Origin of the sequence: Pseudoxanthomonas wuyuanensis, from assembly GCF_900215535.1 — a bacterium.
Classification (GTDB): Bacteria; Pseudomonadota; Gammaproteobacteria; order Xanthomonadales; family Xanthomonadaceae; genus Pseudoxanthomonas_A; species Pseudoxanthomonas_A wuyuanensis.
This window is the reverse complement of the sequence record NZ_OCND01000004.1, coordinates 235,655-261,641: the sequence shown is the minus strand read 5'-3', so window position 1 is coordinate 261,641 and position 25,987 is coordinate 235,655. Positions and strand designations below refer to the sequence as shown.

The following is a 25,987-nucleotide window of genomic DNA, read 5'->3' as shown; positions in this document are numbered from 1 at the left end:
TCGGGGGCCGGGACTAGGGACTCGTAAAGCGAAAGGCTAAGTGCTTTTCGATTTTCCGGCCCCGAGTCCCGAGTCCCGTAGAAAGTTCTCCTCGCCCCGTCCCAGATACGAATTCCTCCGACCCGGAGATATCAAATGAAAGACCTGCTCAACCTCTTCAACCAGCAGCGCCAGACGCTGGACTTCGACGCGATCAAGATCGCGCTGGCCTCGCCGGACCTGATCCGTTCGTGGTCCTTCGGCGAAGTGAAGAAGCCGGAAACCATCAACTACCGCACCTTCAAGCCCGAGCGCGACGGCCTGTTCTGCGCCGCCATCTTCGGACCGATCAAGGACTACGAGTGCCTGTGCGGCAAGTACAAGCGCATGAAGCACCGCGGCGTGGTCTGCGAGAAGTGCGGCACCGAAGTGACCCTGGCCAAGGTGCGCCGCGAGCGCATGGGCCATATCGACCTGGCCAGCCCGGTTGCGCACATCTGGTTCCTGAAGTCGCTGCCCTCGCGCATCGGCCTGATGCTGGACATGACCCTGCGCGACATCGAGCGCGTGCTGTATTTCGAAGCCTACGTGGTGACCGAGCCGGGCCTGACCGCGCTGGAACGCCGCCAGTTGCTGACCGAAGAGCAGTACATGACCGCGCGCCAGGAACATGGCGACGATTTCGACGCGGCCATGGGCGCCGAGGCGGTCTACGACCTGCTGCGCACCATCGATCTGCAGTCGGAAATGGTGACCCTGCGCGAGGAAATCGCCAGCACCGGCTCGGAAACCAAGCTCAAGCGCCTGACCAAGCGCATCAAGCTGGTCGAAGCCTTCCTGGAATCGGGCAACCGTCCGGAGTGGATGGTGATGACCGTGCTGCCGGTGCTGCCGCCGGATCTGCGCCCGCTGGTGCCGCTGGACGGCGGCCGCTTCGCGACCTCCGACCTGAACGACCTGTACCGCCGCGTCATCAACCGCAACAACCGCCTGCGCCGCCTGCTGGAGCTGAATGCGCCGGACATCATCGTGCGCAACGAAAAGCGCATGCTGCAGGAGTCGGTTGACGCCCTGATGGACAACGGCCGCCGCGGCCGCGCCATCACCGGCACCAACAAGCGTCCGCTGAAGTCGCTGGCCGACATGATCAAGGGCAAGCAGGGCCGCTTCCGCCAGAACCTGCTGGGCAAGCGCGTGGACTACTCCGGCCGTTCGGTCATCGTGGTCGGCCCGACCCTGCGCCTGCACGAGTGCGGCCTGCCGAAGAAGATGGCGCTGGAACTGTTCAAGCCGTTCGTGTTCGCCAAGCTGCAGCGCCGTGGCCTGGCCACCACCATCAAGGCCGCCAAGAAGCTGGTCGAGCGCGAAGAAGCCGAAGTCTGGGACATCCTGGAAGAGGTTATCCGCGAGCACCCGGTGCTGCTGAACCGCGCGCCGACCCTGCACCGCCTGGGCATCCAGGCGTTCGAGCCGGTGCTGATCGAAGGCAAGGCCATCCAGCTGCACCCGCTGGTCTGCACCGCGTTCAACGCCGACTTCGACGGTGACCAGATGGCCGTGCACGTTCCGCTGAGCCTGGAAGCCCAGCTGGAAGCGCGTGCGCTGATGATGTCCTCCAACAACATCCTGTCGCCGGCCAACGGCGAGCCGATCATCGTGCCGTCGCAGGACGTGGTGCTGGGCCTGTACTACATGACCCGCGCCCTTGAGAACAAGAAGGGCGAGGGCATGGCGTTCGCCAACATCGCCGAGGTCAAGCGCGCCTACGACAACCGCGTGGTCGAGCTGCACGCCAAGGTCAAGGTACGCATCGCCGAGACGGTGATCGACGAGGAAGGCAACCGCGAAAAGAAGACCTCGATCGTGGACACTACGATCGGTCGCGCGCTGCTGGCCGAAATCCTGCCCGAAGGCCTGCCGTTCGCGCTCGCCAACACCGAGCTGACCAAGAAGAACATCAGCCGCCTGATCAACTCCAGCTACCGCATGCTGGGGCTGAAGGATACGGTCGTGTTCGCCGACAAGCTGATGTACACCGGCTTCGCCTACGCCACCCGCGCCGGCGTGTCGATCGGTATCGACGACATGCTGATTCCGGTCGAGAAGAAGGGCATCCTGGGCGAGGCCGAACAGGAAGTGCTGGAAATCCAGGAGCAGTACCAGAGCGGTCTGGTCACCGCCGGCGAGCGCTACAACAAGGTGGTCGACATCTGGTCGCGCACCAATGAGCGCATCGCCAAGGCGATGATGGACACCATCGGTACCGACAAGGTGCAGAACGCCAAGGGCGAGACCATCGACCAGAAGTCGATGAACTCGCTGTACATCATGGCCGACTCCGGCGCCCGCGGTTCGCAGGCGCAGATCCGCCAGCTGGCCGGCATGCGCGGCCTGATGGCCCGCCCGGACGGCTCGATCATCGAGACGCCCATCAAGGCCAACTTCCGCGAAGGCCTGAACGTGCAGGAGTACTTCAACTCCACCCACGGCGCCCGCAAGGGTCTGGCCGATACCGCGCTGAAGACCGCCAACTCCGGCTACCTGACCCGCCGACTGGTCGACGTGGCGCAGGACGTGGTGATCACCGAGGTCGACTGCGGTACCCAGGAAGGCCTGACCATGACGCCCATCGTGGAAGGCGGCGACGTGGTCGAGCCGCTGCGCGAGCGCGTGCTGGGCCGCATCGTGGCCGAGGACGTGTTCCTGCCCGGCAACGACGAAGACCCCATCGTCACCCGCAACACCCTGCTGGACGAGGCCTGGGTGCAGAAGCTGGAAGATGCCGGTGTGCAGGCGCTGAAGGTGCGTTCCACCATCACCTGCGAATCCGACTTCGGCGTCTGCGCGCACTGCTACGGCCGCGACCTGGCCCGTGGCCACACCGTCAACATCGGCGAAGCGGTCGGCGTCATCGCCGCGCAGTCGATCGGCGAGCCCGGCACCCAGCTGACCATGCGTACGTTCCACATCGGTGGCGCGGCTTCGCGTGCGGCGGCGGTGGACAACATCACCGTCAAGACCACCGGCTCGATCAAGTTCAACAACCTGAAGTTCGTCGAACACGCCAACGGCCACCTGGTGGCGGTGTCGCGTTCGGGCGAGCTGTCGGTGCTGGACGGCCATGGCCGCGAGCGCGAGCGCTACAAGCTGCCGTACGGCGCCACCATCACGGTCAAGGACGGCGACCAGATCACCGCCGGCCAGTCGGTCGCCAACTGGGATCCGCATAACCATCCGATCGTGTCGGAAGTGGCCGGTTTCGTCCGCTTCGTCGACTTCGTCGACGGCGTGACCGTGATCGAGAAGACCGACGATCTGACCGGCCTGGCCTCGCGCGAAATCACCGATCCCAAGCGTCGCGGCTCGCAGGGCAAGGATCTGCGCCCGATCGTGCGCATCGTCGACAAGGACGGCAAGGACCTGAACATCCCCGGCACCGATCTGCCGGCGCAGTACCTGCTGCCGCCGCGCTCGGTGGTCAACCTGCAGGACGGCGCGCCGGTCGGCGTCGGCGACGTGGTGACCAAGGTGCCGCAGGAAGCCTCCAAGACCCGCGACATCACCGGCGGTCTGCCGCGCGTGGCCGACCTGTTCGAAGCGCGCAAGCCCAAGGATCCGGCGATCCTGGCCGAGCGTTCGGGCATCATCAGCTTCGGCAAGGACACCAAGGGCAAGCAGCGCCTGATCATCAAGGACACCGACGGTTCCGAGCACGAGGAACTGATTCCCAAGTTCCGCCAGATCATCGTGTTCGAAGGCGAGCACGTGGCCAAGGGCGAAACCGTGGTGGACGGCGAGCCGAGCCCGCAGGACATCCTGCGCCTGCTGGGCGTGGAGCCGCTGGCGGCCTATCTGGTCAAGGAAATCCAGGACGTCTACCGCCTGCAGGGCGTGAAGATCAACGACAAGCACATCGAGGTGATCACCCGCCAGATGCTGCGCAAGGTCGAGATCACCGACCCGGGCAACACCAAGTTCCTGGCTGGCGAGCAGGCCGAGAAGCAGCGTGTCCTCGAGGAGAATGCCAAGGCGCAGGCCCGCAATGAACTGCCGGCCAAGTACGATCCGGTCCTGCTGGGCATCACCAAGGCCTCGCTGGCCACCGAGTCGTTCATCTCGGCCGCATCGTTCCAGGAAACCACCCGCGTGCTGACCGAGGCGGCCGTCCGCGGCACCAAGGACAACCTGCGCGGGCTGAAGGAAAACGTCATCGTCGGCCGCCTGATTCCGGCCGGTACCGGCCTGGCGTACCACAACCAGCGCCGCCGCAACGCTTCGGGTCTGACCGAGGCCGAGGTCGACGCCCTGGCCGGTCCGGTCGAAACGGCAGCCCCGGTCGCCGTCGAATCCGCCGCCGAAGCGGCGGGTGAGGAGTCCGGTTCCAACTAAGAACGCACTACCGGCGGCCTGACGGCCGCCCCAGACCACGAAATGAGGCGCACGGAGCGCCTCGTTTTCGGCCCAGGAAGGGCGGGATCGCTAAAGCATACTGGTATCGACAGGCGTCGCGTTGACGATGCTGTCGATTGCCAGCTATACTCTTCCGTCTTGGCGGGCCGGTTTCGGCCTGCCTTCGTTTTCACGCAACAAGGCTACGGCCTTCAACGAAGAAACCACTATGGCAACCGTCAACCAGCTGGTCCGCAAGCCGCGGCAGGCCCCCACCTACAAGAGCCAGTCCCCGGCGCTGGACAAGTGTCCGCAGCGTCGCGGCGTCTGCACGCGCGTCTACACCACCACCCCGAAGAAGCCGAACTCGGCGCTGCGCAAGGTGGCTAAGGTGCGCCTGACCAACCAGGAAGAAATCATCAGCTACATCGGCGGTGAAGGCCACAACCTGCAGGAGCACTCGGTGGTGCTGGTGCGCGGCGGCCGCGTCAAGGACCTGCCGGGTGTGCGCTACCACACCGTGCGTGGTGCGCTGGACGCTTCCGGCGTCGCCAAGCGCCGCCAGGGTCGTTCCAAGTACGGCGCCAAGCGCCCGAAGGCATAAGGAAACCTAACTATGTCGCGTAAAGGCTCAACCCCCCAGCGCCAGGTCCTGCCGGATCCCAAGCACGGCAGCCAGACCATCGCCCGTTTCATCAACATGGTCATGCTCAGCGGCAAGAAGTCGGTCGCCGAGAAGATCGTCTACGGTGCCATGGACGTCATCGGTGAGAAGAACCCCAATGCCCTGGAACTGGTCGAGAAGGCGCTGGACAACGTCGCCCCGACCGTCGAGGTGAAGTCCCGCCGCGTCGGCGGCGCCACCTACCAGGTGCCGGTCGAAGTCCGTTCCACCCGCCGCCTGGCCCTGGCCATGCGCTGGCTGATCGAATCCGCGCGCAAGCGCGGCGAAAACACGATGCCGCGCAAGCTGGCCGCCGAACTGCTGGACGCCTCGGAAAATCGTGGCGGCGCCATCAAGAAGCGTGAAGAAACCCACCGCATGGCGGAAGCCAACAAGGCGTTCGCGCACTACCGCTGGTAATCCTGGCCCCTTGCTTTTAGGGGCCCCCGGCACCATCTAGGTGCTCTTGCGGCGGCTTACGTCGCATGGTGAATCCGAAGGCCGCCTCAGGGCGGCGTTCGGTCATGTGAAAGGCGATTCCTTCGCATAGTCCGGTGCCATCGTGCACGGACTTTCCAAACTGAAAAGAGAGATCTGTCGTGGCTCGCACCACTCCCATCGAGCGTTACCGCAATTTCGGCATCATGGCGCACATCGACGCCGGCAAGACCACCACGTCCGAGCGCATCCTGTTCTACACCGGCGTCAGCCACAAGATCGGTGAAGTGCACGACGGCGCCGCCACGATGGACTGGATGGAGCAGGAGCAGGAGCGCGGCATCACCATCACCTCCGCCGCCACTACGGCGTTCTGGAGCGGCATGGACAAGTCGCTGCCACAGCACCGCTTCAACATCATCGATACCCCCGGGCACGTCGACTTCACCATCGAAGTCGAGCGTTCGCTGCGCGTGCTTGATGGCGCGGTGTTCGTGCTGTGCGCCGTCGGCGGCGTGCAGCCGCAATCCGAGACCGTGTGGCGCCAGGCCAACAAGTACTCGGTGCCGCGTCTTGCCTTCGTCAACAAGATGGACCGTACCGGCGCCAACTTCGACAAGGTCGTCGAGCAGCTGAAGAGCCGCCTGGGCGCCTATGCCGTGCCGATGCAGGTGCCGATCGGCGCCGAAGACGGTTTCGAAGGCGTGATCGATCTGGTCAAGATGAAGGCGATCCATTGGGATACCGCCTCGCAGGGCACCGTGTTCGAATACCGCGACATCCCCGCCGAGCTGGCCGACAAGGCCACCGAGGCGCGCGCGTTCATGGTCGAGGCTGCGGCCGAGGCCAACGAAGAGCTGATGGACAAGTACCTCAATGAGGGCGATCTGTCCGAAGCCGAGATCATCAGCGGTCTGCGCGAGCGCACCCTGAAGGTGGAAGTGATTCCGGTCTACTGCGGCACCGCGTTCAAGAACAAGGGCGTGCAGGCGATGCTGGACGGCGTGATCCAGCTGCTGCCGTCGCCGACCGATCGTCCGCCGGTGCAGGGCGTGGACGAGAACGAGAAGGAAGACAGCCGCAAGGCTGGCGACAACGAGCCGTTCTCGGCGCTGGCGTTCAAGATCATGACCGACCCGTTCGTCGGCTCGCTGACCTTCTTCCGCGTCTACTCGGGCGTGCTCAACTCCGGCGACCAGGTCTACAACCCGGTCAAGTCGAAGAAGGAGCGCGTGGGCCGCATCCTGCAGATGCACTCCAACAACCGCGAGGAAATCAAGGAAGTGCGCGCGGGCGATATCGCCGCGGCGGTGGGTCTGAAGGACGTCACCACCGGCGACACGCTGTGCGCGCAGGATCACATCATCACCCTGGAACGCATGGTGTTCCCGGAACCCGTCATCTCGATGGCGGTGGAGCCGAAGACCAAGTCCGACCAGGAGAAGATGGGTCTGGCCCTGGGCCGCCTGGCGCAGGAAGACCCGTCGTTCCGCGTGCGTACCGACGAAGAATCCGGCCAGACCATCATCGCCGGCATGGGCGAGCTGCACCTGGAAATCATCGTCGACCGCATGAAGCGCGAGTTCAACGTTGAAGCCAACGTCGGCAAGCCGCAGGTGGCCTACCGCGAAACCATCCGCAAGGGGGTCAAGCAGGAAGGCAAGTTCGTGCGCCAGTCCGGCGGTCGCGGCCAGTACGGCCATATCGTCATCGAGATGGAGCCGCAGGAACGCGGCGGCGGCTTCACCTACGAGAGCGCCATCGTCGGCGGCGTGGTGCCGAAGGAATACGTGGCTGCGGCAGGCAAGGGCATCGAGGAAGCGATGAAGAGCGGCCCGCTGGCCGGCTTCCCGGTGGTCGACGTGGCCATCAAGGCCGTGGACGGCTCGTTCCATGACGTCGACTCCAACGAAATGGCGTTCAAGGTCGCCGGTTCGATGGCGTTCAAGGAAGCCTTCGGCAAGGCCAGCCCGGTGTTGCTGGAGCCGATGATGAAGGTCGAGATCGTCACCCCGGAGGAATACCTGGGCGACGTGATGGGCGACGTCAGCCGCCGTCGCGGCATCCTGCAGGGCCAGGACGACAGTCCGTCCGGCAAGGTGATCAACGCGATGGTGCCGCTGGGCGAGATGTTCGGCTACGCCACCACGCTGCGCTCGATGTCGCAGGGGCGCGCGACGTTCTCGATGGAGTTCGATCATTACGCAGAAGCCCCGGCCAACATCGCCGAAGCGGTGGTCAAGAAGAACTAGAAGCCGTGATTGGTGATGACCGGCCGTAAAGGCCGTTAAAAACCGGGATTCGCGATTCGAAGGAACGCGAATCCTGTCTCAAACCAATCACTAATCACGAATCACGAGAAGTCTCACAACAGCCGCAGGCTGGTAATCACAAGGTAGAAGACAATGGCAAAGGGTAAATTCGAACGCACCAAGCCGCACGTGAACGTGGGCACGATTGGTCACGTTGACCACGGCAAGACGACGCTGACGGCGGCGCTGACGAAGGTGGGCGCGGAGCGCTTTGGCGGCGAGTTCAAGGCGTACGACGCGATTGACGCGGCGCCGGAAGAGAAGGCGCGCGGCATCACGATTTCGACGGCGCATGTGGAATACGAAAGCCCGAACCGGCACTACGCGCATGTGGACTGCCCGGGTCACGCGGACTACGTGAAGAACATGATTACCGGTGCGGCGCAGATGGACGGCGCGATTCTGGTGTGCTCGGCGGCGGACGGCCCGATGCCGCAGACGCGCGAGCACATTCTGCTGGCGCGCCAGGTGGGCGTGCCGTACATCGTGGTGTTCCTGAACAAGGCGGACATGGTGGACGACGCCGAGCTGCTGGAGCTGGTGGAAATGGAAGTTCGCGAGCTGCTGAGCAAGTACGACTTCCCGGGCGACGACACGCCGATTATTCATGGTTCGGCGCTGAAGGCGCTGGAAGGCGACCAGAGCGAGATTGGCGTGCCGGCCATCATCAAGCTGGTGGAGGCGCTGGACAGCTACATTCCGGAGCCCGAGCGCGACATCGACAAGCCGTTCCTGATGCCGGTGGAAGACGTGTTCTCGATTTCCGGCCGTGGCACGGTGGTGACCGGTCGTATTGAGCGCGGCATCATCAAGGTGGGCGACGAAATCGAAATCGTGGGCATCCGTCCGACCCAGAAGACGACGGTGACGGGCGTGGAAATGTTCCGCAAGCTGCTGGACCAGGGCCAGGCGGGCGACAACGCCGGTCTGCTGCTGCGCGGCACCAAGCGTGACGACGTGGAGCGCGGGCAGGTGCTGGCCAAGCCGGGTTCGATTACCCCGCACACCGAGTTCGAGGCCGAGGTGTACGTGCTGAGCAAGGACGAAGGCGGGCGTCACACGCCGTTCTTCAAGGGCTACCGTCCGCAGTTCTACTTCCGGACCACGGACATCACCGGTGCGGTGACGCTGCCGGAGGGTGTGGAGATGGTGATGCCGGGCGACAACGTGAAGATGACGGTGGCGCTCATCAACCCGGTGGCGATGGACGAAGGCCTGCGCTTTGCGATTCGCGAAGGCGGCCGTACGGTTGGCGCCGGCGTGGTAGCCAAAATCATCAAGTGACGAACTGACCCGGGCGCGCAGTGCGCGTCCGGCTTTGTCGGTTCGTCATCCCCGCGAAAGCGGGGATCCACAGTGCCTTACCCCGCAATCCAGCAAGAATATCCGCCCGGATTGCTGCAAAACGGCAAAAACACCGCTATACTTCGCGCCCCTCGAATGGCCTAACGGCCTTTCACCGGGAAACGCATTGCCAGCCGGCGCTCCCTGGGAGGCCGCCGGCTTACCGCGAAAAGAGGTGCAGGAAGCGCCTCGTGTTCGCCAGACAAGGAGAGTCGCGTGTCATCGTTTTGGCGGATTCCTTTGGAATTCGTTAAATCGTTCGTCCCGGTGTTGACGGGGCATGTCACGCGTCCTATACTTTTCTGTCTGGGCGGGCCGGTTTGACCGGCCTGCCCAGTTTTTCAGGATGAACCCCGGCCGTTCAGGCCCATCCGGCATCCGCGCCTGCGGCCCGCCGATAAGGGGACCTAAACGACTGGACTTAATCGGGGCAAGGCATCCCAGAGGCCGCGCCCGTCGCTCTTTTAACCAAGGAACACCGTCATGGCGGACCAGAAGATCCGAATCCGGCTCAAAGCGTACGATCATCGCCTGATCGACCGCTCGGCCAGCGAGATCGTCGAGACGGCCAAGCGGACCGGCGCGCAGGTGCGCGGCCCGATCCCGCTGCCGACCAAGATCGAACGCTACACCATCCTCGTTTCCCCGCACGTCGACAAGGACGCGCGCGACCAGTACGAGACCCGCACGCACAAGCGCGTGCTCGACATCGTCGACCCCAACGACAAGACCGTGGACGCGCTGATGAAGCTCGAACTGGCTGCCGGCGTCGACGTCCAGATCAAGCTGACCTGAGGCCAACGACCATGACCGCGAAGAAATATTCGTTGGGACTCGTCGGCCGCAAGGCCGGCATGACCCGGGTGTTCACCGAAGACGGCAAGTCCATCCCGGTGACGCTGATTGAAGCCACGCCGAACCGCATCACCCAGATCAAGACCCCGGAAACCGACGGCTACAGCGCCGTGCAGGTTGCCGTCGGCACCCGCCGCGCCGCGCTGGTCAACAAGCCGGCCGCCGGTCACCTGGCCAAGGCCAAGGTCGAAGCCGGCCGCGGTTTGTGGGAGCTGCGCGTGGAGGCCGACAAACTGGGCGACTTCGCCATTGGCGGCGAAATCAAGGCCGACATCTTTGAAGTGGGCCAGAAGGTCGATGTCCAGGGCGTGACCAAGGGCAAGGGCTTCCAGGGCACCATCAAGCGCTACAACTTCCGCATGGGCGACGCCACCCACGGTAACTCGCTGTCGCATCGCGCGCCGGGTTCGCTGGGTCAGCGCCAGACCCCGGGTCGCGTTTTCCCGGGCAAGAAGATGTCCGGTCACATGGGCGCCGTGCAGCAGAGCACCCAGAACCTGGAAGTGGTGAGAGTGGACGCCGAGCGCGGCCTTATCGCCATCCGTGGGGCGGTGCCGGGTGCGCCAGGCGGCGACGTGATCGTCCGTCCGGCGAGCAAGGCTTAAGGAGAACGACGATGGAACTAGCCATCACAGGTAGCGCCAACAAGCTGTCGGTTTCCGACGCGGTGTTCGGTCGCGAATTCAGCGAAGACCTGGTTCACCAGGTTGTGGTCGCATACCGCAACGCGGGCCGCGCCGGCACCAAGGCGCAGAAGACGCGCTCGGAAGTCAACGGCACCACCAAGAAGTCGAAGAAGCAGAAGGGCGGCGGCGCCCGCCACGGCGCGTTGACCGCTCCGATCTTCGTCGGCGGCGGCGTGACCTTCGCGGCCAAGCCGCGCAGCTTCGAGCAGAAGGTCAACCGCAAGATGTACCGGGCCGCCATCTGCGCGATCCTGTCCGAACTCAACCGCCAGGACCGCCTGATGGTCGTGGACGCTTTCGATGTCGAGGCCAGCAGCACCAAGGGCCTGATCGCCAAGCTCAAGGGCCTGGAAGTCGGTCGGCGCCCGCTGATCGTCACCGAAGAGGCGTCCGAGCATCTGTACCTGTCCGCCCGCAATCTGCCGTATGTGGAAGTGCGCGATGTGCAGGGCCTGGATCCGGCCTCGCTGGTCGGCGCCGATACCGTCGTCGTCACCACCGATGCGGTCAAGAAGATCGAGGAGTGGCTGGCATGAGCAACGAAAAGATTTTCGCCGTGCTCCGTGCGCCGCGCGTGTCCGAGAAGACCGCGCGTCTGCAGGAAGTTTCCAATCAATACGTCTTCGAAGTCGCGAACGACGCCACCAAGGCCGATGTCAAGGCCGCCGTGGAGAAGTTGTTCGACGTCAAGGTCGAGGCGGTCAATGTGGTCAACGTCAAGGGCAAGAACAAGTCCTTCCGTAACCGTAACGGCCGTCGCGGCGACTGGCGCAAGGCGTACGTGCGTCTGGCCGATGGCCAGGCCATCGATGTATCGGCCAAGGCCTGAGGTAGAACCACATGCCATTGATGAAATTCAAACCCACTTCGCCCGGCCGCCGTTCCGCGGTCCGCGTCGTGACGCCGGAGCTGCACAAGGGTGCTCCGCACGCTGCCCTGCTTGAACCGCAGAGCAAGACGGGCGGCCGCAACCACCATGGCCGCATCACCACCCGCCATATCGGTGGCGGCCACAAGCAGCATTACCGCATCATCGACTTCAAGCGCGACAAGGAAGGCATCCCGGCGCGCGTGGAACGGATCGAATACGATCCCAACCGCACCGCGCATATCGCGCTGCTGTGCTATGTCGATGGCGAGCGCCGCTACATCATCGCGCCGAAGGGCCTGAAGGCCGGCGATCAGGTGATCGCCGGGCGCGACGCACCGATCCGCGCCGGCAACACGCTGCCGCTGCGCAACATCCCGGTCGGCACCACGGTTCACGGCATCGAGCTGAAGCCGGGCAAGGGCGCGCAGATCGCCCGCGCCGCCGGCGCCGCCGTGCAGCTGGTGGCACGCGAGCAGGGTTTCGCCACGCTGCGTCTTCGCTCCGGCGAAATGCGCAAGGTGCAGGTCGAGTGCCGCGCCACCATCGGCGAAGTCGGCAACGACGAGCACAGCCTGGCCAAGCTCGGCAAGGCCGGCGCCAAGCGCTGGCGCGGCATCAAGCCGACCGTCCGCGGTGCGGCCATGAACCCGGTCGATCACCCGCACGGCGGTGGTGAGGCCAAGGCCGGCCAGGGCAACCCGCATCCGGTCACCCCGTGGGGTGTGCCGACCAAGGGTTACAAGACGCGCAAGAACAAGCGCACCCAGCAATTCATCGTCCGCGATCGTAGGGGCTAATCGACCATGGCACGTTCACTCAAGAAGGGCCCGTTCGTCGATCACCACCTCATCAAGAAGGTGGAGGCCGCCGGCGGCAGCAAGCGACCGATCAAGACCTGGTCGCGTCGTTCAATGATTCTGCCGGAGATGGTGGGTTTCACCATCGCCGTGCACAACGGCAAGAACCACGTTCCGGTGCTGGTCAACGAGAACATGGTCGGCCACAAACTAGGCGAATTTGCCGTCACCCGGACCTTCAAGGGCCACGGTGGCGACAAGAAAGCCGGCGGCAAGAGGTAAGCAGAGATGACCACGGAAGCGAAAGCCATCCTGCGCACCGCGCGCATCTCCCCGCAGAAAGCCCGCCTGGTCGCCGACCAGGTGCGCGGCCTGTCGGCCGAACGCGCCGTCAACCTGCTGAAGTTCTCGGACAAGAAGGCCGCCCACCTGATCAAGAAAGTGGTCGAGTCGGCGATTGCCAATGCCGAGAACAACCAGGGCGCCGACGTCGACGAGCTGAAGGTCACGACCATCATGGTCGACGAAGGCCCGACGCTGAAGCGTTTCATGGCCCGCGCCAAGGGCCGCGGCACCCGTATCCTCAAGCGCACCAGCCACATCACCGTGGTTGTTGGCGAAGGCACCGGTAAAGGCAAATAAGACTATGGGTCATAAAGTTCATCCGACCGGAATCCGCCTGGGCATCGCCAAGGACTGGAACTCCAAGTGGTTCGCCAACAAGCGCGATTACGCAAGCTACCTGGCGGCCGACCTCAAGGTGCGCGACATGCTGCGCAAGAAGCTGGCGCAGGCCGGGATCTCCAAGATCCTGATCGAGCGTCCGGCCAAGACCGCCCGCGTCACCATTCACACCGCCCGCCCGGGCGTGGTGATCGGAAAGCGCGGCGAGGACATCGAGAAGCTGCGTAAGGAAGTGAGCCAGATGATGGGCGTCCCGGCGCACATCAACGTCACCGAAGTGCGCAAGCCGGAACTCGACGCCCAGTTGGTGGCCGAGTCGATCGCCCAGCAGCTTGAGCGCCGCATCATGTTCCGCCGCGCGATGAAGCGTGCCGTCGGCAACGCGATCCGCCTCGGTGCCCTGGGCATCAAGGTCAATGTCGCCGGCCGTCTGAATGGTGCGGAAATCGCCCGTTCGGAGTGGTACCGCGAAGGCCGTGTGCCGTTGCACACCCTGCGCGCCGACATCGATTACGGTTTTGCCGAGGCCAAGACCACCTACGGCATCATCGGCATCAAGGTGTGGGTCTACAAGGGCGAAATCTTCGATTTCAGCCAGGTGGGTCAGGAGAAGCAGGACGACGCGCGCCCCGAGCGCAGCGAACGTCCGGCGCGCCCGGCCCGTGACCGCGACGCGAGGTAATCAGTCATGTTGCAACCCAAGCGAACCAAATACCGCAAGATGCACAAGGGCCGGAACGAAGGCCTGAGCTGGAGCGGCAACCTCGTCAGTTTCGGCGAGTACGGCCTGAAGGCCACGGCGCACGGTCAGTTGACCGCGCGCCAGATCGAGGCCGCGCGCCGTTCCATCAGCCGCTACGTCAAGCGCGGCGGCAAGATGTGGATCCGCGTGTTCCCGGACAAGCCCATCACCAAGAAGCCGATCGAAGTCCGCATGGGCTCCGGCAAGGGCAACGTGGAATACTGGGTGGCGCAGATCCAGCCTGGCCGCATGATCTATGAAATCGAAGGCGTCAGCGAGGAAATCGCGCGCGAGGCGTTCCGCCTGGCCGCGGCCAAGCTGTCCGTCACCACCACTTTCGTGACCCGGACGGTGCGCTAATGGAACTCAAGCAACTCCGCGAGAAGTCGGCTGACGAACTGAAGGCCCACCTGACCGATCTGCGCAAGGAGCAGTTTTCGCTGCGCATGCAGCAGGTCACCGGCCAACTGCCGAAGACCCATGAAACCCGCCGTGTCCGCCGCGAGATCGCTCGCGTCAAGACGCTGCTCGGCAGCCAGAAGTAAGGAGCGCCCAAGATGAGCGATAACAAAGACAAAGCGAAACGCACCATCGAAGGCCGCGTCGTCAGCAACAAGATGGACAAGACCGTCACCGTGCTGGTGGAACGCCAGGTCAAGCATGCGCTGTACGGCAAGTACATCCGCCGTTCGACCAAGCTGCACGCCCACGACGCCGACAACAGCTGCAAGGAAGGCGATGTGGTGCGCGTGGTCGAAATCGCCCCGATGTCCAAAACCAAGAACTGGCGTGTGGTGGAAGTCGTCACCCGCGCGGCTGAATAAGAGGAGCTGAATCATGATCCAGATGCAGAGCTACCTTGACGCGGCCGACAACTCCGGCGCCAAGGAACTGATGTGTATCAAGGTGCTGGGCGGTTCCAAGCGCCGCTACGCCCACATCGGCGACGTCATCAAGGTGACCGTCAAGGACGCCATTCCGCGCGGCAAGGTCAAGAAGGGCGAAGTCTATGACGCCGTGGTCGTGCGCACCCGCAAGGGCGTTCGCCGCCCGGACGGTTCGCTGATCCGCTTCGACGGCAACGCCGCCGTGCTGCTCAACAACAAGCAGGAGCCGATCGGTACCCGTATCTTCGGGCCTGTGACCCGTGAGCTGCGTTCCGAGAAGTTCATGAAGATCGTTTCGCTCGCACCCGAAGTGCTGTGAGCGGAGGACAAAGAAATGGCTAACCGAATCAAGAAAGGCGATCAGGTGATCGTCACCGCCGGCAAGGACAAGGGCAAGAAGGGCGATGTGGTGCGTGTGGACGGCGACCGTGTGGTCGTCTCCAACGTCAACATCGTCAAGCGCCATACCAAGCCGAACCCCCAGGCCGGCGTGGCTGGTGGCGTGGTCGAACGCGAAGCTTCGATCCATATCTCCAATGTGGCTGTCTTCAACCCGGCGACGGGCAAGGGCGAGCGTATTGGTTTCAAGGTGCTGGAGGATGGACGCAAACTGCGTGTGTTCCGCTCCAGCGGTGAGGCGCTCGACGCCTGAGGAATGAGGTCATGACCACCCGTCTCGAAAAAATCTACAAGGAAGAAGTGGCGCCGGCTCTGATGAAGAAGTTCGGCTACACCAATCCGATGGAAGTCCCGAAGATCACCAAGATCACCATCAACATGGGTGTCGGTGAAGCGGCCACCAACAAGAAGATCCTGGAAAACGCTGTGGCCGACCTGGCCAAGATCAGCGGCCAGAAGCCGATCACGACCAAGTCCCGCGTTTCGGTGGCTTCGTTCAAGATCCGCGACGGCTGGCCGATCGGCTGCAAGGTCACGCTGCGGCGCGCCCGGATGTTCGAATTCCTGGACCGCCTGATCAGCGTTTCGCTGCCGCGCGTGCGCGACTTCCGCGGCGTTTCGGCCCGTTCGTTCGACGGCCGCGGCAACTACAACATGGGCGTGAAGGAACAGATCATCTTCCCGGAAATCGACTTCGACCAGGTCGACGCCGTCCGCGGCATGGATATCGCCATCACCACCACCGCCAAGACCGACGCCGAAGCCAAGGCGCTGCTCGAAGCGTTCAAGTTCCCGTTCCGTAACTGATACGCAGGAAAACCACACATGGCAAAGACCTCAATGGTGAACCGCGATATCAAGCGGGCCAAGCTGGCGAAGAAGTACGCCGCCAAGCGCGACGCGCTGAAGAAGACGATCTCCAGCACCACCGCTTCGTACGAAGAAAAGATGGACGCGGTGACCAAGCTGCAGAAGCTGCCGCGCGATTCTTCGCCCAGCCGCGAGCGCAACCGTTGCGAGCTGTCCGGCCGTTCGCGTGGCGTCTACAGCAAGTTCGGCCTGGGCCGCAACAAGCTGCGCGAAGCCACCATGCGCGGCGATGTGCCCGGCCTGCGCAAGGCCAGCTGGTAAGCGTTTGACCCGCCCCGGAGAGGTTTCCGGGGCCGAAACGGGCAAGTCCGGCATTGTCCGGACTTGTTGTCGTATAATGTTCGGCTCCCGCGGCCCGTTCGCAGGGGCCGGCCCCGGTTGGGGCCGCATACCGCCTGGGGTTTTCCAGGGACATCCCAAGATTTTCGCGAAAGCGGATATCGGTGCTACTCAAAGGTAAAGACTAATGAGCATGACTGATCCCATCGCCGACATGCTGGTGCGCATCAAGAATGCGGCCGCGGTCGGCAAGCAGACGGTGAAGATGCCGTCCTCCAAGATCAAGGTCGCGATCGCCGACGTGCTGAAGGCTGAAGGCTACATCGCCGATTCTCGCGTCAACAAGATCGAGAACAACAAGGCCGAACTGGAAATCGTCCTGAAGTACTTCGAAGGCAAGCCGGTCATCGAAAAGCTGGGCCGCGTGTCGCGCTCGGGCCTGCGCCAGTACCGCGGCAAGGACGAGCTGCCGAAGGTGCTCGCCGGTCTCGGTATCGCCATCATTTCCACCTCCAAGGGCATCATGACCGATGCGCAGGCGCGCCAGCAGGGCGTCGGCGGCGAAGTCCTGTGCTTTGTGGCCTAACGGAGTAAACCAATGTCCCGTGTAGCCAAGCTGCCTATCAGCGTCCCCAAGGGCGTGGAACTGAACATCCAGCCGGACACCATCAGCGCCAAGGGCCCGAAGGGCACCTTGTCGATGGCGCGCCCGGCCGGTGTCGACATCAAGCTGGAAGACGGTACCGCCAGCCTGTCGCCCAGCACCCCGGCGCATGACGCCATCACCGGCACCATCCGCGCCATCCTGGCCAACATGGTCAAGGGCGTTTCGGAAGGCTTCGAGCGCAAGCTGGAGCTGGTCGGCGTCGGTTACCGCGCCGCCATGCAGGGCAAGGACCTGAACCTGTCGCTGGGTTTTTCGCACCCGGTGCTGTTCAAGACCCCTGAAGGCATCACCATCGCCACCCCGACCCAGACCGAAATCCTGGTGCAGGGTGCCGACAAGCAGCGCGTTGGCGAAGTCGCCGCCAAGATCCGCGGTTTCCGTCCGCCGGAACCCTACAAGGGCAAGGGCGTGAAGTACTCCGACGAGACCATCATCCGTAAGGAAGCGAAGAAGGCGTAAGCGCGCCTTCGGCTTCGAGGAACCAGATCATGAGCATCAAGAACACCGCCCGCCTGCGCCGCGCCAAGTCCACCCGTGCGCACATCCGCGTGCTGAACGTGCCGCGCCTGTCGGTGCTGCGCACCGGCCAGCACGTGTACGCCCAACTGTTCACCGCCGACGGCTCCAAGGTCATCGCTGCGGCCAATACGCTGCAGGCCGACGTCAAGGAAGGCCTGAAGAACGGCAAGAACAGCGATGCGGCCGCCAAGGTGGGCAAGATCATCGCTGAGCGCGCCAAGGCCGCGGGCATCGAAAAGGTCGCTTTCGACCGTTCGGGCTACCGCTACCATGGCCGCATCAAGGCGCTGGCCGACGCTGCGCGCGAAGGCGGCCTGCAGTTCTAAGCATTGAAAGGCATGGGTTGGCCCCCATGCCTTGACCTGCCGGCGCGGGCTGCGCCGGACGCCGCACCTCTTCTGCAGGCGCGTGCGGTCCACCGTTCGATGACACAACTATAAGCGGCCCAGCCGTACATACTTAATCAACCAAGGAAATACGATGGCAGAAGAACGTCAACCGCGGGGCCGCGATCGCGACCGCAACCGCGAAGAGAAAGTCGACGACGGCATGATCGAGAAGCTGGTCGCGGTCAACCGCGTCAGCAAGACCGTCAAGGGCGGCCGCCAGTTCACCTTCACCGCACTGACGGTGGTGGGCGACGGCAACGGCAAGATCGGGTTCGGCTATGGCAAGGCGCGCGAAGTGCCGGTCGCCATCCAGAAGTCGATGGAATACGCCCGCAAGGGCATGCTGACCGTCGACCTGAACAACGGTACCCTGTGGCACCCGGTCAAGGCCGGCCACGGCGCGGCCCGCGTGTTCATGCAGCCGGCCTCCGAAGGTACCGGCGTCATCGCCGGTGGCGCCATGCGTGCCGTGCTGGAAGCGGTGGGCGTGAAGAACGTGCTGGCCAAGGCGGTGGGTTCGCGCAATCCGATCAATCTGGTGCGCGCCACGCTGAAGGGCCTGGGCGACATGCAGTCGCCGGCTCGCATCGCGGCCAAGCGCGGCAAGAAGGTGGAGGAACTCAACCATGGCTAATGAGTCCAACAAGACCGTCAAGGTGCGCCTGGTGCGCGGCCTGCGTGGTTCCCAGTCGCGCCATCGCCTGTCGGTGAAGGCGCTGGGCCTGAACAAGCTCAACGATGTGCGTGAACTGAAGGACAGCCCGCAGGTACGCGGCCTGATCAACAAGGTTCACTACCTCGTCCGGGTCGAGGAGTAATCGATATGCGTCTCAACACACTTACGCACGCCGAAGGCGCCCGCACCGAACGCAAGCGCGTCGGTCGCGGCATCGGTTCGGGCCTGGGCAAGACCGCCGGCCGGGGCCACAAGGGCTCGTTCGCGCGTTCGGGCAAGGGCAAGATCAAGGCCAAGTTCGAAGGCGGCCAGATGCCGCTGATCAAGCGCCTGCCGAAGGTCGGTTTCCGTTCCAAGCTGAAGCTGGACTGCGCCGAAGTGCTGTCCTACCAGCTGGACAAGCTGGAAGCCGGTGAAGTCGACTTCGCGGCGCTGCGCGCGGCCAAGCTGGTGCCCAGCACCGCCAAGCGCGCCAAGATCGTCAAGAAGGGCGAGCTGTCCAAGGCTTTCGTGCTGAAGGGCGTGGCCGCCACGGCAGGCGCCAAGGCGGCCATCGAGGCTGCCGGCGGCAGCGTACAGGAGTAACGGACGCATGGCGCAGGGTAATGCCGCCAGTGCACTGGCAGGCGCGGGCAAGTTCACCGAACTTCGCCAGCGCCTGCTGTTCGTCGTCGGTGCGCTGATCGTCTACCGCATCGGCTGCTTCGTACCGGTGCCGGGCGTCAATCCCGATGCCATGCTGGCAATGATGCAGGCGCAGGGCGGCGGCATCGTGGACATGTTCAACATGTTCTCGGGCGGCGCTTTGCACCGTTTCAGCATCTTTGCGCTGAACGTCATGCCGTACATCTCCGCGTCCATCGTGATGCAGCTGTGCGTGCACATCTTCCCCAGCCTGAAGGCGCTGCAGAAGGAAGGCGAATCCGGCCGCCGCAAGATCACCCAGTACTCCCGCATCGGCGCGGTGCTGCTGGCGGTGGTGCAGGGCGGCAGCATCGCCACCGCGCTGCAGAACCAGGTCGCTCCTGGCGGCATGCCGGTGGTGTACGCCCCGGGCATGGGCTTTGTGCTGACCGCGGTGGTCGCGTTGACTGCCGGCACCATCTTCCTGATGTGGGTGGGCGAACAGGTCACCGAGCGCGGTGTCGGCAATGGCGTGTCGCTGATCATCTTCGCCGGTATCGTCGCCGGCCTGCCGGGCGCGGTCATCCAGACCGTCGGCGCCTTCCGCGACGGCACGATGAGCTTCATCTCGCTGCTGCTGATTGCGCTGGTGGTGCTTGGTTTCACGTTCTTCGTGGTGTTCGTCGAGCGTGGCCAGCGCCGGATCACGGTCAATTACGCCCGCCGCCAGGGCGGCCGTAACGCCTACATGAACCAGACCTCGTTCCTGCCGCTGAAGCTCAACATGGCGGGCGTGATTCCGCCGATCTTCGCGTCCAGCATCCTGGCCTTCCCGGCCACGCTGGCGATGTGGTCCGGCCAGTCGACCGAAGCGACCTGGCTGCAGCGCATTTCCAACGCGCTGGCTCCGGGCGAGCCGCTGCACATGATCGTGTTCGCGGCAATGATTACCGGCTTTGCGTTCTTCTACACGGCGCTGGTGTTCAACTCGCAGGAAACGGCCGAGAACCTGAAGAAGTCCGGCGCGCTGATCCCGGGCATCCGTCCGGGCAAGGCAACCGCGGACTACGTCGACGGCGTACTGACCCGGTTGACCGCGGTTGGCGCGGCCTATCTGGTCATCGTCTGCCTGCTACCGGAGGTGATGCGTACCCAGTTGGGCACGTCGTTCTACTTCGGCGGCACCTCGCTGTTGATTGTGGTGGTGGTGGTGATGGACTTCATTGCGCAGATCCAGGCGCATCTGATGTCGCACCAGTACGAGAGCCTGCTGAAGAAGGCGAACCTGAAAGGCGGCTCGCGCGGCGGTCTGGCGCGCGGCTGATCCAAACCTGGCCCGGGTCCCTCCCGGGCAAAGCCGGCCGATGGCCGGACTACTGAAATGGGCGGTCTGCGCGGCGATCTCGCGCGCAGGTGAGAACAAGCCAGTCCTGCGCCAGAGTAGCGCGGGCGGGGCGGGAGTCCGGCGCAAGCCGGTCCCCTGTTCCAGGCAGGTTCCGGCGCCGGAGCATGGGCACACTCCCCATGCCGGGTCCACGCTGGCCTTTGGCCGGCGCGGGCTTCCAAACAACCCGAGATCCGGTTAAACTTTCCAGTTCACTCCGCCAGCTTGCGGCCTCCCGCCAGGGCAGGACCGCATTCGGGCCATCAAATACAGTTGGAGACCGCGTCATGGCGCGTATTGCAGGTGTCAACCTGCCTGCCCAGAAACATGTCTGGGTGGGGCTGCAGAGCATCTACGGCATTGGCCGTACCCGGTCGAAGAAGGTCTGCGAAGCCGCAGGCGTCACTTCGACCACCAAGATCCGCGACCTGTCCGAGCCGGAAGTCGAGCGCCTGCGCGCCGAAATCGGCAAGTACATCGTCGAAGGCGACTTGCGTCGCGAAGTGGGCATCGCCATCAAGCGCCTGATGGACCTGGGCTGCTACCGCGGCCTGCGTCATCGCCGCGGCCTGCCGCTGCGTGGCCAGCGCACCCGCACCAATGCCCGTACCCGCAAGGGTCCGCGCAAAGCCATCAAGAAGTAAGGGGCGTCACTCATGGCCAAGCCAGCTGCTGCCAAAGTCAAGAAGAAGATCAAGCGCGTCATCACCGACGGCGTCGCCCACGTCCATGCTTCTTTCAACAACACCATCGTCACCATCACCGACCGCCAGGGCAACGCATTGTCGTGGGCCACGTCGGGCGGCGCGGGTTTCCGTGGTTCGCGCAAGTCCACCCCGTTCGCCGCACAGGTCGCCGCCGAGAAGGCCGGCCGCGCCGCGCTGGATTACGGTGTGAAGTCACTTGAAGTCCGCATCAAGGGCCCCGGCCCCGGCCGCGAGTCGGCCGTGCGTTCTCTCAACAATGTTGGTTACAAGATCACCAACATCATCGACGTCACGCCGATCCCGCACAACGGCTGCCGTCCGCCCAAAAAGCGTCGCGTCTGAGGAGCTGAAGAGAAATGGCTCGTTATATTGGTCCTACCTGTAAGCTCGCGCGCCGCGAAGGCGCCGATCTTTCCCTCAAGAGCCCGGCGCGCGCGCTGGATTCCAAGTGCAAGCTGGAGCAGAAGCCCGGCCAGCACGGTGCCGCCCGCAAGGGCAAGCTGTCCGACTACGCCACCCAGCTGCGCGAAAAGCAGAAGGTCAAGCGCATCTACGGCCTGCTGGAGCGCCAGTTCCGCAACTACTACAAGAAGGCCTCGACCAAGAAGGGCAACACCGGCGAGAACCTGCTGCAGCTGCTGGAAACCCGTCTGGACAACGTCATCTACCGCATGGGTTTTGCGGTGACGCGCCCGGCCGCCCGCCAGCTGGTTTCGCACCGCGGCGTGCTGGTCAACGGCAAGTCGGTCAACCTGCCGTCGTACCAGATCAAGGCCGGTGACGCGATCGAGTTGTCCGAACGCGCCCAGAAGCAGCTGCGCGTGCAGGAGTCGCTGACGGTCGCCGAGCAGCTCGATCTCAGCCCGTCCTGGGTCGAAGTCGATTCGAAGAAGTTCAGCGGCGTGTTCAAGGCCGTGCCGGAGCGTTCCGAGCTGCCTGCCGACATCAACGAAGCGCTGATCGTCGAGTTGTACTCGAAGTAATTCATTCACGCACCCCCGATGCCCGCATCGGGGGTTTGCAGGAGACAAAGCAACATGACGGGTATTACTCAGCAAGTGCTGCGCCCCCGCGGCCCGCAGATCGAGCGCCTGACCGACAACCGCGCCAAAGTGGTCATCGAACCGCTGGAGCGCGGCTACGGCCATACGCTCGGCAATGCGTTGCGCCGCGTGCTGCTGTCGTCCATCCCCGGCTTCGCCATCACCGAAGTCGAGATCGACGGCGTGCTGCATGAATACAGCACCATCGAAGGTCTGCAGGAGGACGTACTGGAAGTCCTGCTGAACCTCAAGGATGTGGCCATCCGCATCCACACCGGCGACAGCTCCACCCTGACCCTGGCCAAGCAGGGCCCGGGTGTGGTGACCGCCGCCGACATCAAGACCGATCACAACGTCGAAATCCTCAACCCCGACCTGGTCATCTGCAACCTGACCAAGGACACGGCCATCAACATGCGCCTGAAGATCGAGCGCGGTTTCGGCTACCAGCCGGCGGCTGCCCGCCGCCGTCCGGATGAGGAAACCCGCACCATCGGCCGGCTGATGCTGGACGCTTCGTTCTCGCCGGTCCGCCGCGTTGCCTATGCCGTGGAAGCGGCGCGCGTCGAGCAGCGCACCGACCTGGACAAGCTGGTGCTGGATATCGAAACCAACGGCACCATCGATGCCGAGGAAGCCGTGCGCACCGCCGCCGACATCCTCAGCGACCAGCTGTCAGTGTTCGGCGACTTCACCCACCGCGATCGCGGCGCGCCCAAGCAGGCCGCCAGCGGCGTGGATCCGGTGCTGCTGCGCCCGATCGACGACCTGGAACTGACCGTGCGTTCGGCCAACTGCCTGAAGGCCGAGAGCATCTACTACATCGGCGATCTGATCCAGAAGACCGAAGTCGAGCTGCTGAAGACCCCGAACCTGGGCAAGAAGTCGCTGACCGAAATCAAGGAAGTCCTGGCCCAGCGCGGCCTGTCCCTGGGCATGAAGCTGGAGAACTGGCCGCCGGCCGGCGTCGCCCAGCACGGCATGCTTGGGTGAGAAGCCGCGCGCTGGCGGACGCCCTCAAGGCGTCTGCAGCGGCTTCGAACGACCGGTGAGGGTGACCGGGCCGGTCGTTCGGAAGCCGGCAGTGCGCCGCCAGGGACGGCATCCAGTCCTCTCCGGAGTGGGTGTCGTCTGCAACTGAAGTAACGCACCACCACAGCCGACGGACCCCGAGGTCCGCGGCATTCCGGTCAAGGACGGCCGGTACGGACCAACCGCAGTCCACAGTTCCACCGCCTGGATGGCGACAACGAAGTCCAACGTCCCAACATTCATCAGGAATCAAACCCATGCGCCACCAGAAATCCGGCCGCAAGTTCAGCCGCACCAGCGCCCATCGCGATGCGATGTTCAGCAACATGGCTGCCTCGCTGATCAAGCACGGCCTGATCCGCACCACGCTGCCGAAGGCGAAGGAACTCCGCCGCGTCGCCGAACCGCTGATCACCCTCGCCAAGGTCGATGGCGTTGCCAATCGCCGTCTGGCCTTCTCGCGCCTGCGCGACAAGGAAGCGGTGGGCACGCTGTTCACCACGCTTGGCCCGCGCTACCAGACCCGCCCTGGCGGCTACCTGCGCATCCTCAAGTGCGGTTTCCGCGCTGGCGACAATGCGCCGATGGCCTATGTGGAACTGGTCGACCGCCCCGAAGCGGCTGCTGCCGGCGCCGAATGATCGGCTGCTGACAGCCGCAGGACAACAGCGAAAACCCCGGCCTGGCGCCGGGGTTTTTGTTTTTGCGCGGCAGATGGCGATAATGCGGGTTGGATCTCCACCGCCCCCCGCCATGAATCCATTCCGCTGGACCTTTCGAGCGCAGTTCCTCGCCGGTTTCGTGCTCTGCGCCGCGTTGCTCTCCTACGCGCTCTATAGCCAGTACTACGGCGGTTTGCTGCCCTGTCCGCTATGCACGTTCCAGCGCGGGGTTTTTGTCGTGTTGGGCCTGGTATTTCTGTTGGGGGCACTGCATTCGCCCAAGCGCAAAGGCGCCCGCGGCGTCTACGGATTGCTCTGCGCCGCAGTCGCAGCGGTGGGCATGGCCATCGCCGGGCGCCATGTATGGCTGCAGAGCCTGCCGCCGGATCAGGTGCCGGCTTGCGGGCCGGACCTGTCCTACATGATGGAGGCGTTTCCGCTGACCGACGTGCTGCGCAAGGTGTTCACCGGTTCCGGCGAATGCGCGCAAGTCGATTGGACCTTCCTGGGCCTGGCGATGCCGGCTTGGAGCCTGATCTGGTTTGTCGCGCTGGCGCTGTGGGCGCTTTACGCGGCGTTTCGCAGCCGGAAGTCCATATTCAGCTGAAGCTGATATTTGACGCGGCGCACCAATCTGGCACCATGGTCGGCCGTCGAGGATCCATCGCATGAACCCGTCAGAACGCAACCTGCGCGCCGTTAATCTTCCCGCCCACTGGGCGCCGGACAGCTGGCGCGCGCGGCCGGCCCTGCAGATGCCGACCTACCCGGATGCCGCCGCGCTGGAATCGGCGCTGGCCGAGTTGCGCCAGTTGCCGCCGTTGGTGACCTCGTGGGAAATCTTCGCGCTCAAGCAGCAATTGGCCGAAGCGCAGGAAGGCAAGCGTTTCCTGCTGCAGGGCGGCGACTGCGCCGAAAGCTTCAGCGACTGCGAATCCGGGCTGATTTCCAACCGGCTCAAGGTGCTGCTGCAGATGAGTCTTGTGCTGGTGCATGGACTGCGCCTGCCGGTGGTGCGGGTGGGCCGCTTTGCCGGCCAGTACGCCAAGCCGCGTTCCGCCGACAGCGAGACCCGTGATGGCGTGACCCTGCCCAGCTACCGCGGCGATCTGGTCAACCGGCCCGAGTTCACCGCCGAAGCGCGGATTCCGGATCCGCGGCGGATGATCAAGGCGCATGCGCGCTCGGCGATGACGATGAACTTCGTGCGCGCGCTGATCGATGGCGGCTTCGCCGATCTGCACCATCCCGAATACTGGAACCTCAACTGGGTCGGCTATTCGCCGCTGGCCAACGAGTACCAGCAGATGGTCACCTCCATCGGCGACGCGGTGCGTTTCATGGAAACGCTGTCCGGCTCGGAAGTGCACAACCTCAACCGGATCGATTTCTACACCTCGCATGAGGCTTTACTGCTGCCCTACGAGGAAGGCCTGACCCGCGAAGTGCCGCGGCAGTGGGGCTGGTTCAACCTCAGCACGCATTATCCGTGGATCGGCATGCGCACTGCCGCGGTCGATGGCGCGCATGTGGAGTACCTGCGCGGCGTGCGCAATCCGATTGCGATCAAGGTCGGCCCGTCGGTCAATCCCGATCAGTTGCTGCGCCTGATCGATGTGCTGAACCCGGAGGACGAACCTGGCCGGTTGACCTTCATCCACCGCATGGGCGCCGCGCAGGTGGCCGACAAGTTGCCGCCTTTGCTGGAAGCGGTGCGGCGCGACGGCCGCCGGGTGCTGTGGGTCTGCGATCCGATGCACGGCAATACCGAGAGCACCAGCAACGGCTACAAGACCCGCCGCTTCGACAATGTACGCGGCGAAGTGGAGCAGTCCTTCGATCTGCATGCGGCGGCCGGCACGCGCCTGGGCGGCGTGCATCTGGAGCTCACCGGCGAGGACGTCACCGAATGCACCGGCGGCGCGCGCGAGCTCACCGATGCGGACCTGGAGCGGGCCTACCGTTCGACGGTGGATCCGCGCCTGAACTACGAGCAGTCGCTGGAGATCGCGATGTCGATCGTGCGCAAGCAGAATCAGCAAACCAAGGCCAGCCCGCATGCCTGAACGTGCCGGCCAGCGGCGGCGC

General features: G+C 64.2%; 34 protein-coding genes. All 34 read left to right on the top strand.

What is annotated here, in order from left to right; translation table 11 throughout:
- Positions 1-135 precede the first annotated feature (135 nt).
- The 34 genes from rpoC (at position 136) to CRO39_RS10355 (ending at position 25,965) form a co-directional block, all read left to right on the top strand.
- A complete protein-coding gene (gene rpoC / locus CRO39_RS10520) occupies positions 136-4,368 on the top strand; it encodes a DNA-directed RNA polymerase subunit beta' (RefSeq protein WP_097121901.1) in 4,233 nt (1,410 codons plus the stop codon).
- 229 nt (positions 4,369-4,597) lie between these two features.
- Positions 4,598-4,972: a 30S ribosomal protein S12 gene (rpsL, locus tag CRO39_RS10515; protein WP_097122018.1), complete on the top strand. Its 375-nt coding sequence runs from the start codon at positions 4,598-4,600 to the stop codon at positions 4,970-4,972.
- A gap of 12 nt (positions 4,973-4,984) precedes the next feature.
- Positions 4,985-5,452 (top strand): 30S ribosomal protein S7, encoded by a 468-nt coding sequence (gene rpsG / locus CRO39_RS10510; RefSeq protein ID WP_097121900.1) that lies wholly within the window; start codon positions 4,985-4,987, stop codon positions 5,450-5,452.
- Between the two features lie 179 nt (positions 5,453-5,631).
- A complete protein-coding gene (gene fusA / locus CRO39_RS10505; RefSeq protein WP_097121899.1) occupies positions 5,632-7,722 on the top strand; it encodes an elongation factor G in 2,091 nt (696 codons plus the stop codon).
- Between the two features lie 153 nt (positions 7,723-7,875).
- Positions 7,876-9,066 (top strand): elongation factor Tu, encoded by a 1,191-nt coding sequence (gene tuf / locus CRO39_RS10500; protein WP_097121898.1) that lies wholly within the window; start codon positions 7,876-7,878, stop codon positions 9,064-9,066.
- A gap of 543 nt (positions 9,067-9,609) precedes the next feature.
- Positions 9,610-9,921 carry a 30S ribosomal protein S10 gene (rpsJ, locus tag CRO39_RS10495; RefSeq protein WP_027070119.1) on the top strand — a complete coding sequence of 104 codons (312 nt, stop codon included), beginning with the start codon at positions 9,610-9,612 and terminating at the stop codon, positions 9,919-9,921.
- Positions 9,922-9,932: 11 nt separating this feature from the next.
- Positions 9,933-10,586, top strand: coding sequence for a 50S ribosomal protein L3 (gene rplC / locus CRO39_RS10490; RefSeq protein ID WP_097121897.1), 654 nt, complete (start codon positions 9,933-9,935; stop codon positions 10,584-10,586).
- A gap of 11 nt (positions 10,587-10,597) precedes the next feature.
- On the top strand, positions 10,598-11,203 hold the full coding sequence (gene rplD, locus CRO39_RS10485; protein ID WP_097121896.1) for a 50S ribosomal protein L4: 606 nt from the start codon (positions 10,598-10,600) through the stop codon (positions 11,201-11,203).
- Entirely contained in the window at positions 11,200-11,496 is a 297-nt protein-coding gene (gene rplW / locus CRO39_RS10480; protein WP_097121895.1) for a 50S ribosomal protein L23, read from the top strand. Before rplD ends, rplW begins: the two co-directional genes overlap by 4 nt.
- An 11-nt stretch (positions 11,497-11,507) precedes the next feature.
- Complete coding sequence (rplB, locus tag CRO39_RS10475; protein ID WP_097121894.1) at positions 11,508-12,335, top strand: 50S ribosomal protein L2; 828 nt, start codon at positions 11,508-11,510, stop codon at positions 12,333-12,335.
- A 6-nt stretch (positions 12,336-12,341) separates the two neighbouring features.
- Positions 12,342-12,617, top strand: a complete 276-nt coding sequence (gene rpsS / locus CRO39_RS10470; RefSeq protein ID WP_097121893.1) for a 30S ribosomal protein S19 — start codon at positions 12,342-12,344, stop codon at positions 12,615-12,617.
- Positions 12,618-12,623: 6 nt separating this feature from the next.
- On the top strand, positions 12,624-12,977 hold the full coding sequence (gene rplV, locus CRO39_RS10465) for a 50S ribosomal protein L22 (RefSeq protein ID WP_097121892.1): 354 nt from the start codon (positions 12,624-12,626) through the stop codon (positions 12,975-12,977).
- Positions 12,978-12,981: 4 nt separating this feature from the next.
- Positions 12,982-13,701 (top strand): 30S ribosomal protein S3, encoded by a 720-nt coding sequence (gene rpsC / locus CRO39_RS10460; RefSeq protein ID WP_097121891.1) that lies wholly within the window; start codon positions 12,982-12,984, stop codon positions 13,699-13,701.
- 6 nt (positions 13,702-13,707) lie between these two features.
- Positions 13,708-14,121: a 50S ribosomal protein L16 gene (gene rplP, locus CRO39_RS10455; protein ID WP_097121890.1), complete on the top strand. Its 414-nt coding sequence runs from the start codon at positions 13,708-13,710 to the stop codon at positions 14,119-14,121.
- On the top strand, positions 14,121-14,306 hold the full coding sequence (gene rpmC / locus CRO39_RS10450; protein ID WP_097121889.1) for a 50S ribosomal protein L29: 186 nt from the start codon (positions 14,121-14,123) through the stop codon (positions 14,304-14,306). The genes rplP and rpmC overlap by 1 nt, the downstream gene beginning before the upstream one ends.
- 12 nt (positions 14,307-14,318) lie before the next feature.
- Entirely contained in the window at positions 14,319-14,585 is a 267-nt protein-coding gene (gene rpsQ, locus CRO39_RS10445; RefSeq protein WP_097121888.1) for a 30S ribosomal protein S17, read from the top strand.
- Between the two features lie 13 nt (positions 14,586-14,598).
- The gene (rplN, locus tag CRO39_RS10440) at positions 14,599-14,967 is read left to right on the top strand and encodes a 50S ribosomal protein L14 (RefSeq protein WP_097121887.1); all 369 of its coding nucleotides are present in this window, start codon (positions 14,599-14,601) and stop codon (positions 14,965-14,967) included.
- 15 nt (positions 14,968-14,982) lie between these two features.
- Positions 14,983-15,300: a 50S ribosomal protein L24 gene (gene rplX / locus CRO39_RS10435; protein WP_097121886.1), complete on the top strand. Its 318-nt coding sequence runs from the start codon at positions 14,983-14,985 to the stop codon at positions 15,298-15,300.
- Between the two features lie 11 nt (positions 15,301-15,311).
- The gene (gene rplE, locus CRO39_RS10430; protein ID WP_097121885.1) at positions 15,312-15,854 is read left to right on the top strand and encodes a 50S ribosomal protein L5; all 543 of its coding nucleotides are present in this window, start codon (positions 15,312-15,314) and stop codon (positions 15,852-15,854) included.
- 18 nt (positions 15,855-15,872) lie between these two features.
- Complete coding sequence (gene rpsN / locus CRO39_RS10425) at positions 15,873-16,178, top strand: 30S ribosomal protein S14 (RefSeq protein ID WP_097121884.1); 306 nt, start codon at positions 15,873-15,875, stop codon at positions 16,176-16,178.
- Between the two features lie 205 nt (positions 16,179-16,383).
- On the top strand, positions 16,384-16,782 hold the full coding sequence (gene rpsH / locus CRO39_RS10420) for a 30S ribosomal protein S8 (RefSeq protein WP_097121883.1): 399 nt from the start codon (positions 16,384-16,386) through the stop codon (positions 16,780-16,782).
- Positions 16,783-16,794: 12 nt separating this feature from the next.
- A complete protein-coding gene (rplF, locus tag CRO39_RS10415; RefSeq protein WP_097121882.1) occupies positions 16,795-17,322 on the top strand; it encodes a 50S ribosomal protein L6 in 528 nt (175 codons plus the stop codon).
- Between the two features lie 29 nt (positions 17,323-17,351).
- Positions 17,352-17,708 carry a 50S ribosomal protein L18 gene (rplR, locus tag CRO39_RS10410; protein WP_097121881.1) on the top strand — a complete coding sequence of 119 codons (357 nt, stop codon included), beginning with the start codon at positions 17,352-17,354 and terminating at the stop codon, positions 17,706-17,708.
- 154 nt (positions 17,709-17,862) lie between these two features.
- Positions 17,863-18,405 (top strand): 30S ribosomal protein S5, encoded by a 543-nt coding sequence (rpsE, locus tag CRO39_RS10405; RefSeq protein ID WP_097121880.1) that lies wholly within the window; start codon positions 17,863-17,865, stop codon positions 18,403-18,405.
- Positions 18,398-18,589 carry a 50S ribosomal protein L30 gene (gene rpmD, locus CRO39_RS10400; protein ID WP_097121879.1) on the top strand — a complete coding sequence of 64 codons (192 nt, stop codon included), beginning with the start codon at positions 18,398-18,400 and terminating at the stop codon, positions 18,587-18,589. Before rpsE ends, rpmD begins: the two co-directional genes overlap by 8 nt.
- Positions 18,589-19,032 carry a 50S ribosomal protein L15 gene (rplO, locus tag CRO39_RS10395; protein ID WP_162125913.1) on the top strand — a complete coding sequence of 148 codons (444 nt, stop codon included), beginning with the start codon at positions 18,589-18,591 and terminating at the stop codon, positions 19,030-19,032. The genes rpmD and rplO overlap by 1 nt, the downstream gene beginning before the upstream one ends.
- Positions 19,033-19,039: 7 nt before the next feature.
- Positions 19,040-20,395: a preprotein translocase subunit SecY gene (gene secY, locus CRO39_RS10390; protein ID WP_097121877.1), complete on the top strand. Its 1,356-nt coding sequence runs from the start codon at positions 19,040-19,042 to the stop codon at positions 20,393-20,395.
- A gap of 347 nt (positions 20,396-20,742) precedes the next feature.
- Positions 20,743-21,099, top strand: a complete 357-nt coding sequence (gene rpsM, locus CRO39_RS10385; RefSeq protein WP_097121876.1) for a 30S ribosomal protein S13 — start codon at positions 20,743-20,745, stop codon at positions 21,097-21,099.
- 12 nt (positions 21,100-21,111) lie between these two features.
- Positions 21,112-21,504: a 30S ribosomal protein S11 gene (gene rpsK / locus CRO39_RS10380; RefSeq protein ID WP_055941307.1), complete on the top strand. Its 393-nt coding sequence runs from the start codon at positions 21,112-21,114 to the stop codon at positions 21,502-21,504.
- 14 nt (positions 21,505-21,518) lie between these two features.
- Positions 21,519-22,145, top strand: coding sequence for a 30S ribosomal protein S4 (rpsD, locus tag CRO39_RS10375; protein WP_097121875.1), 627 nt, complete (start codon positions 21,519-21,521; stop codon positions 22,143-22,145).
- Between the two features lie 54 nt (positions 22,146-22,199).
- Positions 22,200-23,198, top strand: coding sequence for a DNA-directed RNA polymerase subunit alpha (locus tag CRO39_RS10370; protein ID WP_097121874.1), 999 nt, complete (start codon positions 22,200-22,202; stop codon positions 23,196-23,198).
- 296 nt (positions 23,199-23,494) lie between these two features.
- Entirely contained in the window at positions 23,495-23,878 is a 384-nt protein-coding gene (rplQ, locus tag CRO39_RS10365; RefSeq protein ID WP_097121873.1) for a 50S ribosomal protein L17, read from the top strand.
- Between the two features lie 112 nt (positions 23,879-23,990).
- Entirely contained in the window at positions 23,991-24,506 is a 516-nt protein-coding gene (locus tag CRO39_RS10360) for a disulfide bond formation protein B (RefSeq protein ID WP_097121872.1), read from the top strand.
- A 61-nt stretch (positions 24,507-24,567) separates the two neighbouring features.
- Positions 24,568-25,965, top strand: coding sequence for a class II 3-deoxy-7-phosphoheptulonate synthase (locus CRO39_RS10355; protein WP_097121871.1), 1,398 nt, complete (start codon positions 24,568-24,570; stop codon positions 25,963-25,965).
- The last annotated feature ends 22 nt before the right edge of the window (positions 25,966-25,987 follow it).

Bases quoted from the DNA above. Each gene is read 5' to 3' on its own strand.
- rpoC (WP_097121901.1), top strand. From the start codon at position 136: ATGAAAGACCTGCTCAACCTCTTCAACCAGCAGCGCCAGACGCTGGAC.
- rpsL (WP_097122018.1), top strand. From the start codon at position 4,598: ATGGCAACCGTCAACCAGCTGGTCCGCAAGCCGCGGCAGGCCCCCACC.
- rpsG (WP_097121900.1), top strand. From the start codon at position 4,985: ATGTCGCGTAAAGGCTCAACCCCCCAGCGCCAGGTCCTGCCGGATCCC.
- tuf (WP_097121898.1), top strand. From the start codon at position 7,876: ATGGCAAAGGGTAAATTCGAACGCACCAAGCCGCACGTGAACGTGGGC.
- rpsJ (WP_027070119.1), top strand. From the start codon at position 9,610: ATGGCGGACCAGAAGATCCGAATCCGGCTCAAAGCGTACGATCATCGC.
- rplC (WP_097121897.1), top strand. From the start codon at position 9,933: ATGACCGCGAAGAAATATTCGTTGGGACTCGTCGGCCGCAAGGCCGGC.
- rplD (WP_097121896.1), top strand. From the start codon at position 10,598: ATGGAACTAGCCATCACAGGTAGCGCCAACAAGCTGTCGGTTTCCGAC.
- rplW (WP_097121895.1), top strand. From the start codon at position 11,200: ATGAGCAACGAAAAGATTTTCGCCGTGCTCCGTGCGCCGCGCGTGTCC.
- rplB (WP_097121894.1), top strand. From the start codon at position 11,508: ATGCCATTGATGAAATTCAAACCCACTTCGCCCGGCCGCCGTTCCGCG.
- rpsS (WP_097121893.1), top strand. From the start codon at position 12,342: ATGGCACGTTCACTCAAGAAGGGCCCGTTCGTCGATCACCACCTCATC.
- rplV (WP_097121892.1), top strand. From the start codon at position 12,624: ATGACCACGGAAGCGAAAGCCATCCTGCGCACCGCGCGCATCTCCCCG.
- rpsC (WP_097121891.1), top strand. From the start codon at position 12,982: ATGGGTCATAAAGTTCATCCGACCGGAATCCGCCTGGGCATCGCCAAG.
- rplP (WP_097121890.1), top strand. From the start codon at position 13,708: ATGTTGCAACCCAAGCGAACCAAATACCGCAAGATGCACAAGGGCCGG.
- rpmC (WP_097121889.1), top strand. From the start codon at position 14,121: ATGGAACTCAAGCAACTCCGCGAGAAGTCGGCTGACGAACTGAAGGCC.
- rpsQ (WP_097121888.1), top strand. From the start codon at position 14,319: ATGAGCGATAACAAAGACAAAGCGAAACGCACCATCGAAGGCCGCGTC.
- rplN (WP_097121887.1), top strand. From the start codon at position 14,599: ATGATCCAGATGCAGAGCTACCTTGACGCGGCCGACAACTCCGGCGCC.
- rplX (WP_097121886.1), top strand. From the start codon at position 14,983: ATGGCTAACCGAATCAAGAAAGGCGATCAGGTGATCGTCACCGCCGGC.
- rplE (WP_097121885.1), top strand. From the start codon at position 15,312: ATGACCACCCGTCTCGAAAAAATCTACAAGGAAGAAGTGGCGCCGGCT.
- rpsN (WP_097121884.1), top strand. From the start codon at position 15,873: ATGGCAAAGACCTCAATGGTGAACCGCGATATCAAGCGGGCCAAGCTG.
- rpsH (WP_097121883.1), top strand. From the start codon at position 16,384: ATGAGCATGACTGATCCCATCGCCGACATGCTGGTGCGCATCAAGAAT.
- rplF (WP_097121882.1), top strand. From the start codon at position 16,795: ATGTCCCGTGTAGCCAAGCTGCCTATCAGCGTCCCCAAGGGCGTGGAA.
- rplR (WP_097121881.1), top strand. From the start codon at position 17,352: ATGAGCATCAAGAACACCGCCCGCCTGCGCCGCGCCAAGTCCACCCGT.
- rpsE (WP_097121880.1), top strand. From the start codon at position 17,863: ATGGCAGAAGAACGTCAACCGCGGGGCCGCGATCGCGACCGCAACCGC.
- rpmD (WP_097121879.1), top strand. From the start codon at position 18,398: ATGGCTAATGAGTCCAACAAGACCGTCAAGGTGCGCCTGGTGCGCGGC.
- secY (WP_097121877.1), top strand. From the start codon at position 19,040: ATGGCGCAGGGTAATGCCGCCAGTGCACTGGCAGGCGCGGGCAAGTTC.
- rpsM (WP_097121876.1), top strand. From the start codon at position 20,743: ATGGCGCGTATTGCAGGTGTCAACCTGCCTGCCCAGAAACATGTCTGG.
- rpsK (WP_055941307.1), top strand. From the start codon at position 21,112: ATGGCCAAGCCAGCTGCTGCCAAAGTCAAGAAGAAGATCAAGCGCGTC.
- rpsD (WP_097121875.1), top strand. From the start codon at position 21,519: ATGGCTCGTTATATTGGTCCTACCTGTAAGCTCGCGCGCCGCGAAGGC.
- CRO39_RS10370 (WP_097121874.1), top strand. From the start codon at position 22,200: ATGACGGGTATTACTCAGCAAGTGCTGCGCCCCCGCGGCCCGCAGATC.
- rplQ (WP_097121873.1), top strand. From the start codon at position 23,495: ATGCGCCACCAGAAATCCGGCCGCAAGTTCAGCCGCACCAGCGCCCAT.
- CRO39_RS10360 (WP_097121872.1), top strand. From the start codon at position 23,991: ATGAATCCATTCCGCTGGACCTTTCGAGCGCAGTTCCTCGCCGGTTTC.
- CRO39_RS10355 (WP_097121871.1), top strand. From the start codon at position 24,568: ATGAACCCGTCAGAACGCAACCTGCGCGCCGTTAATCTTCCCGCCCAC.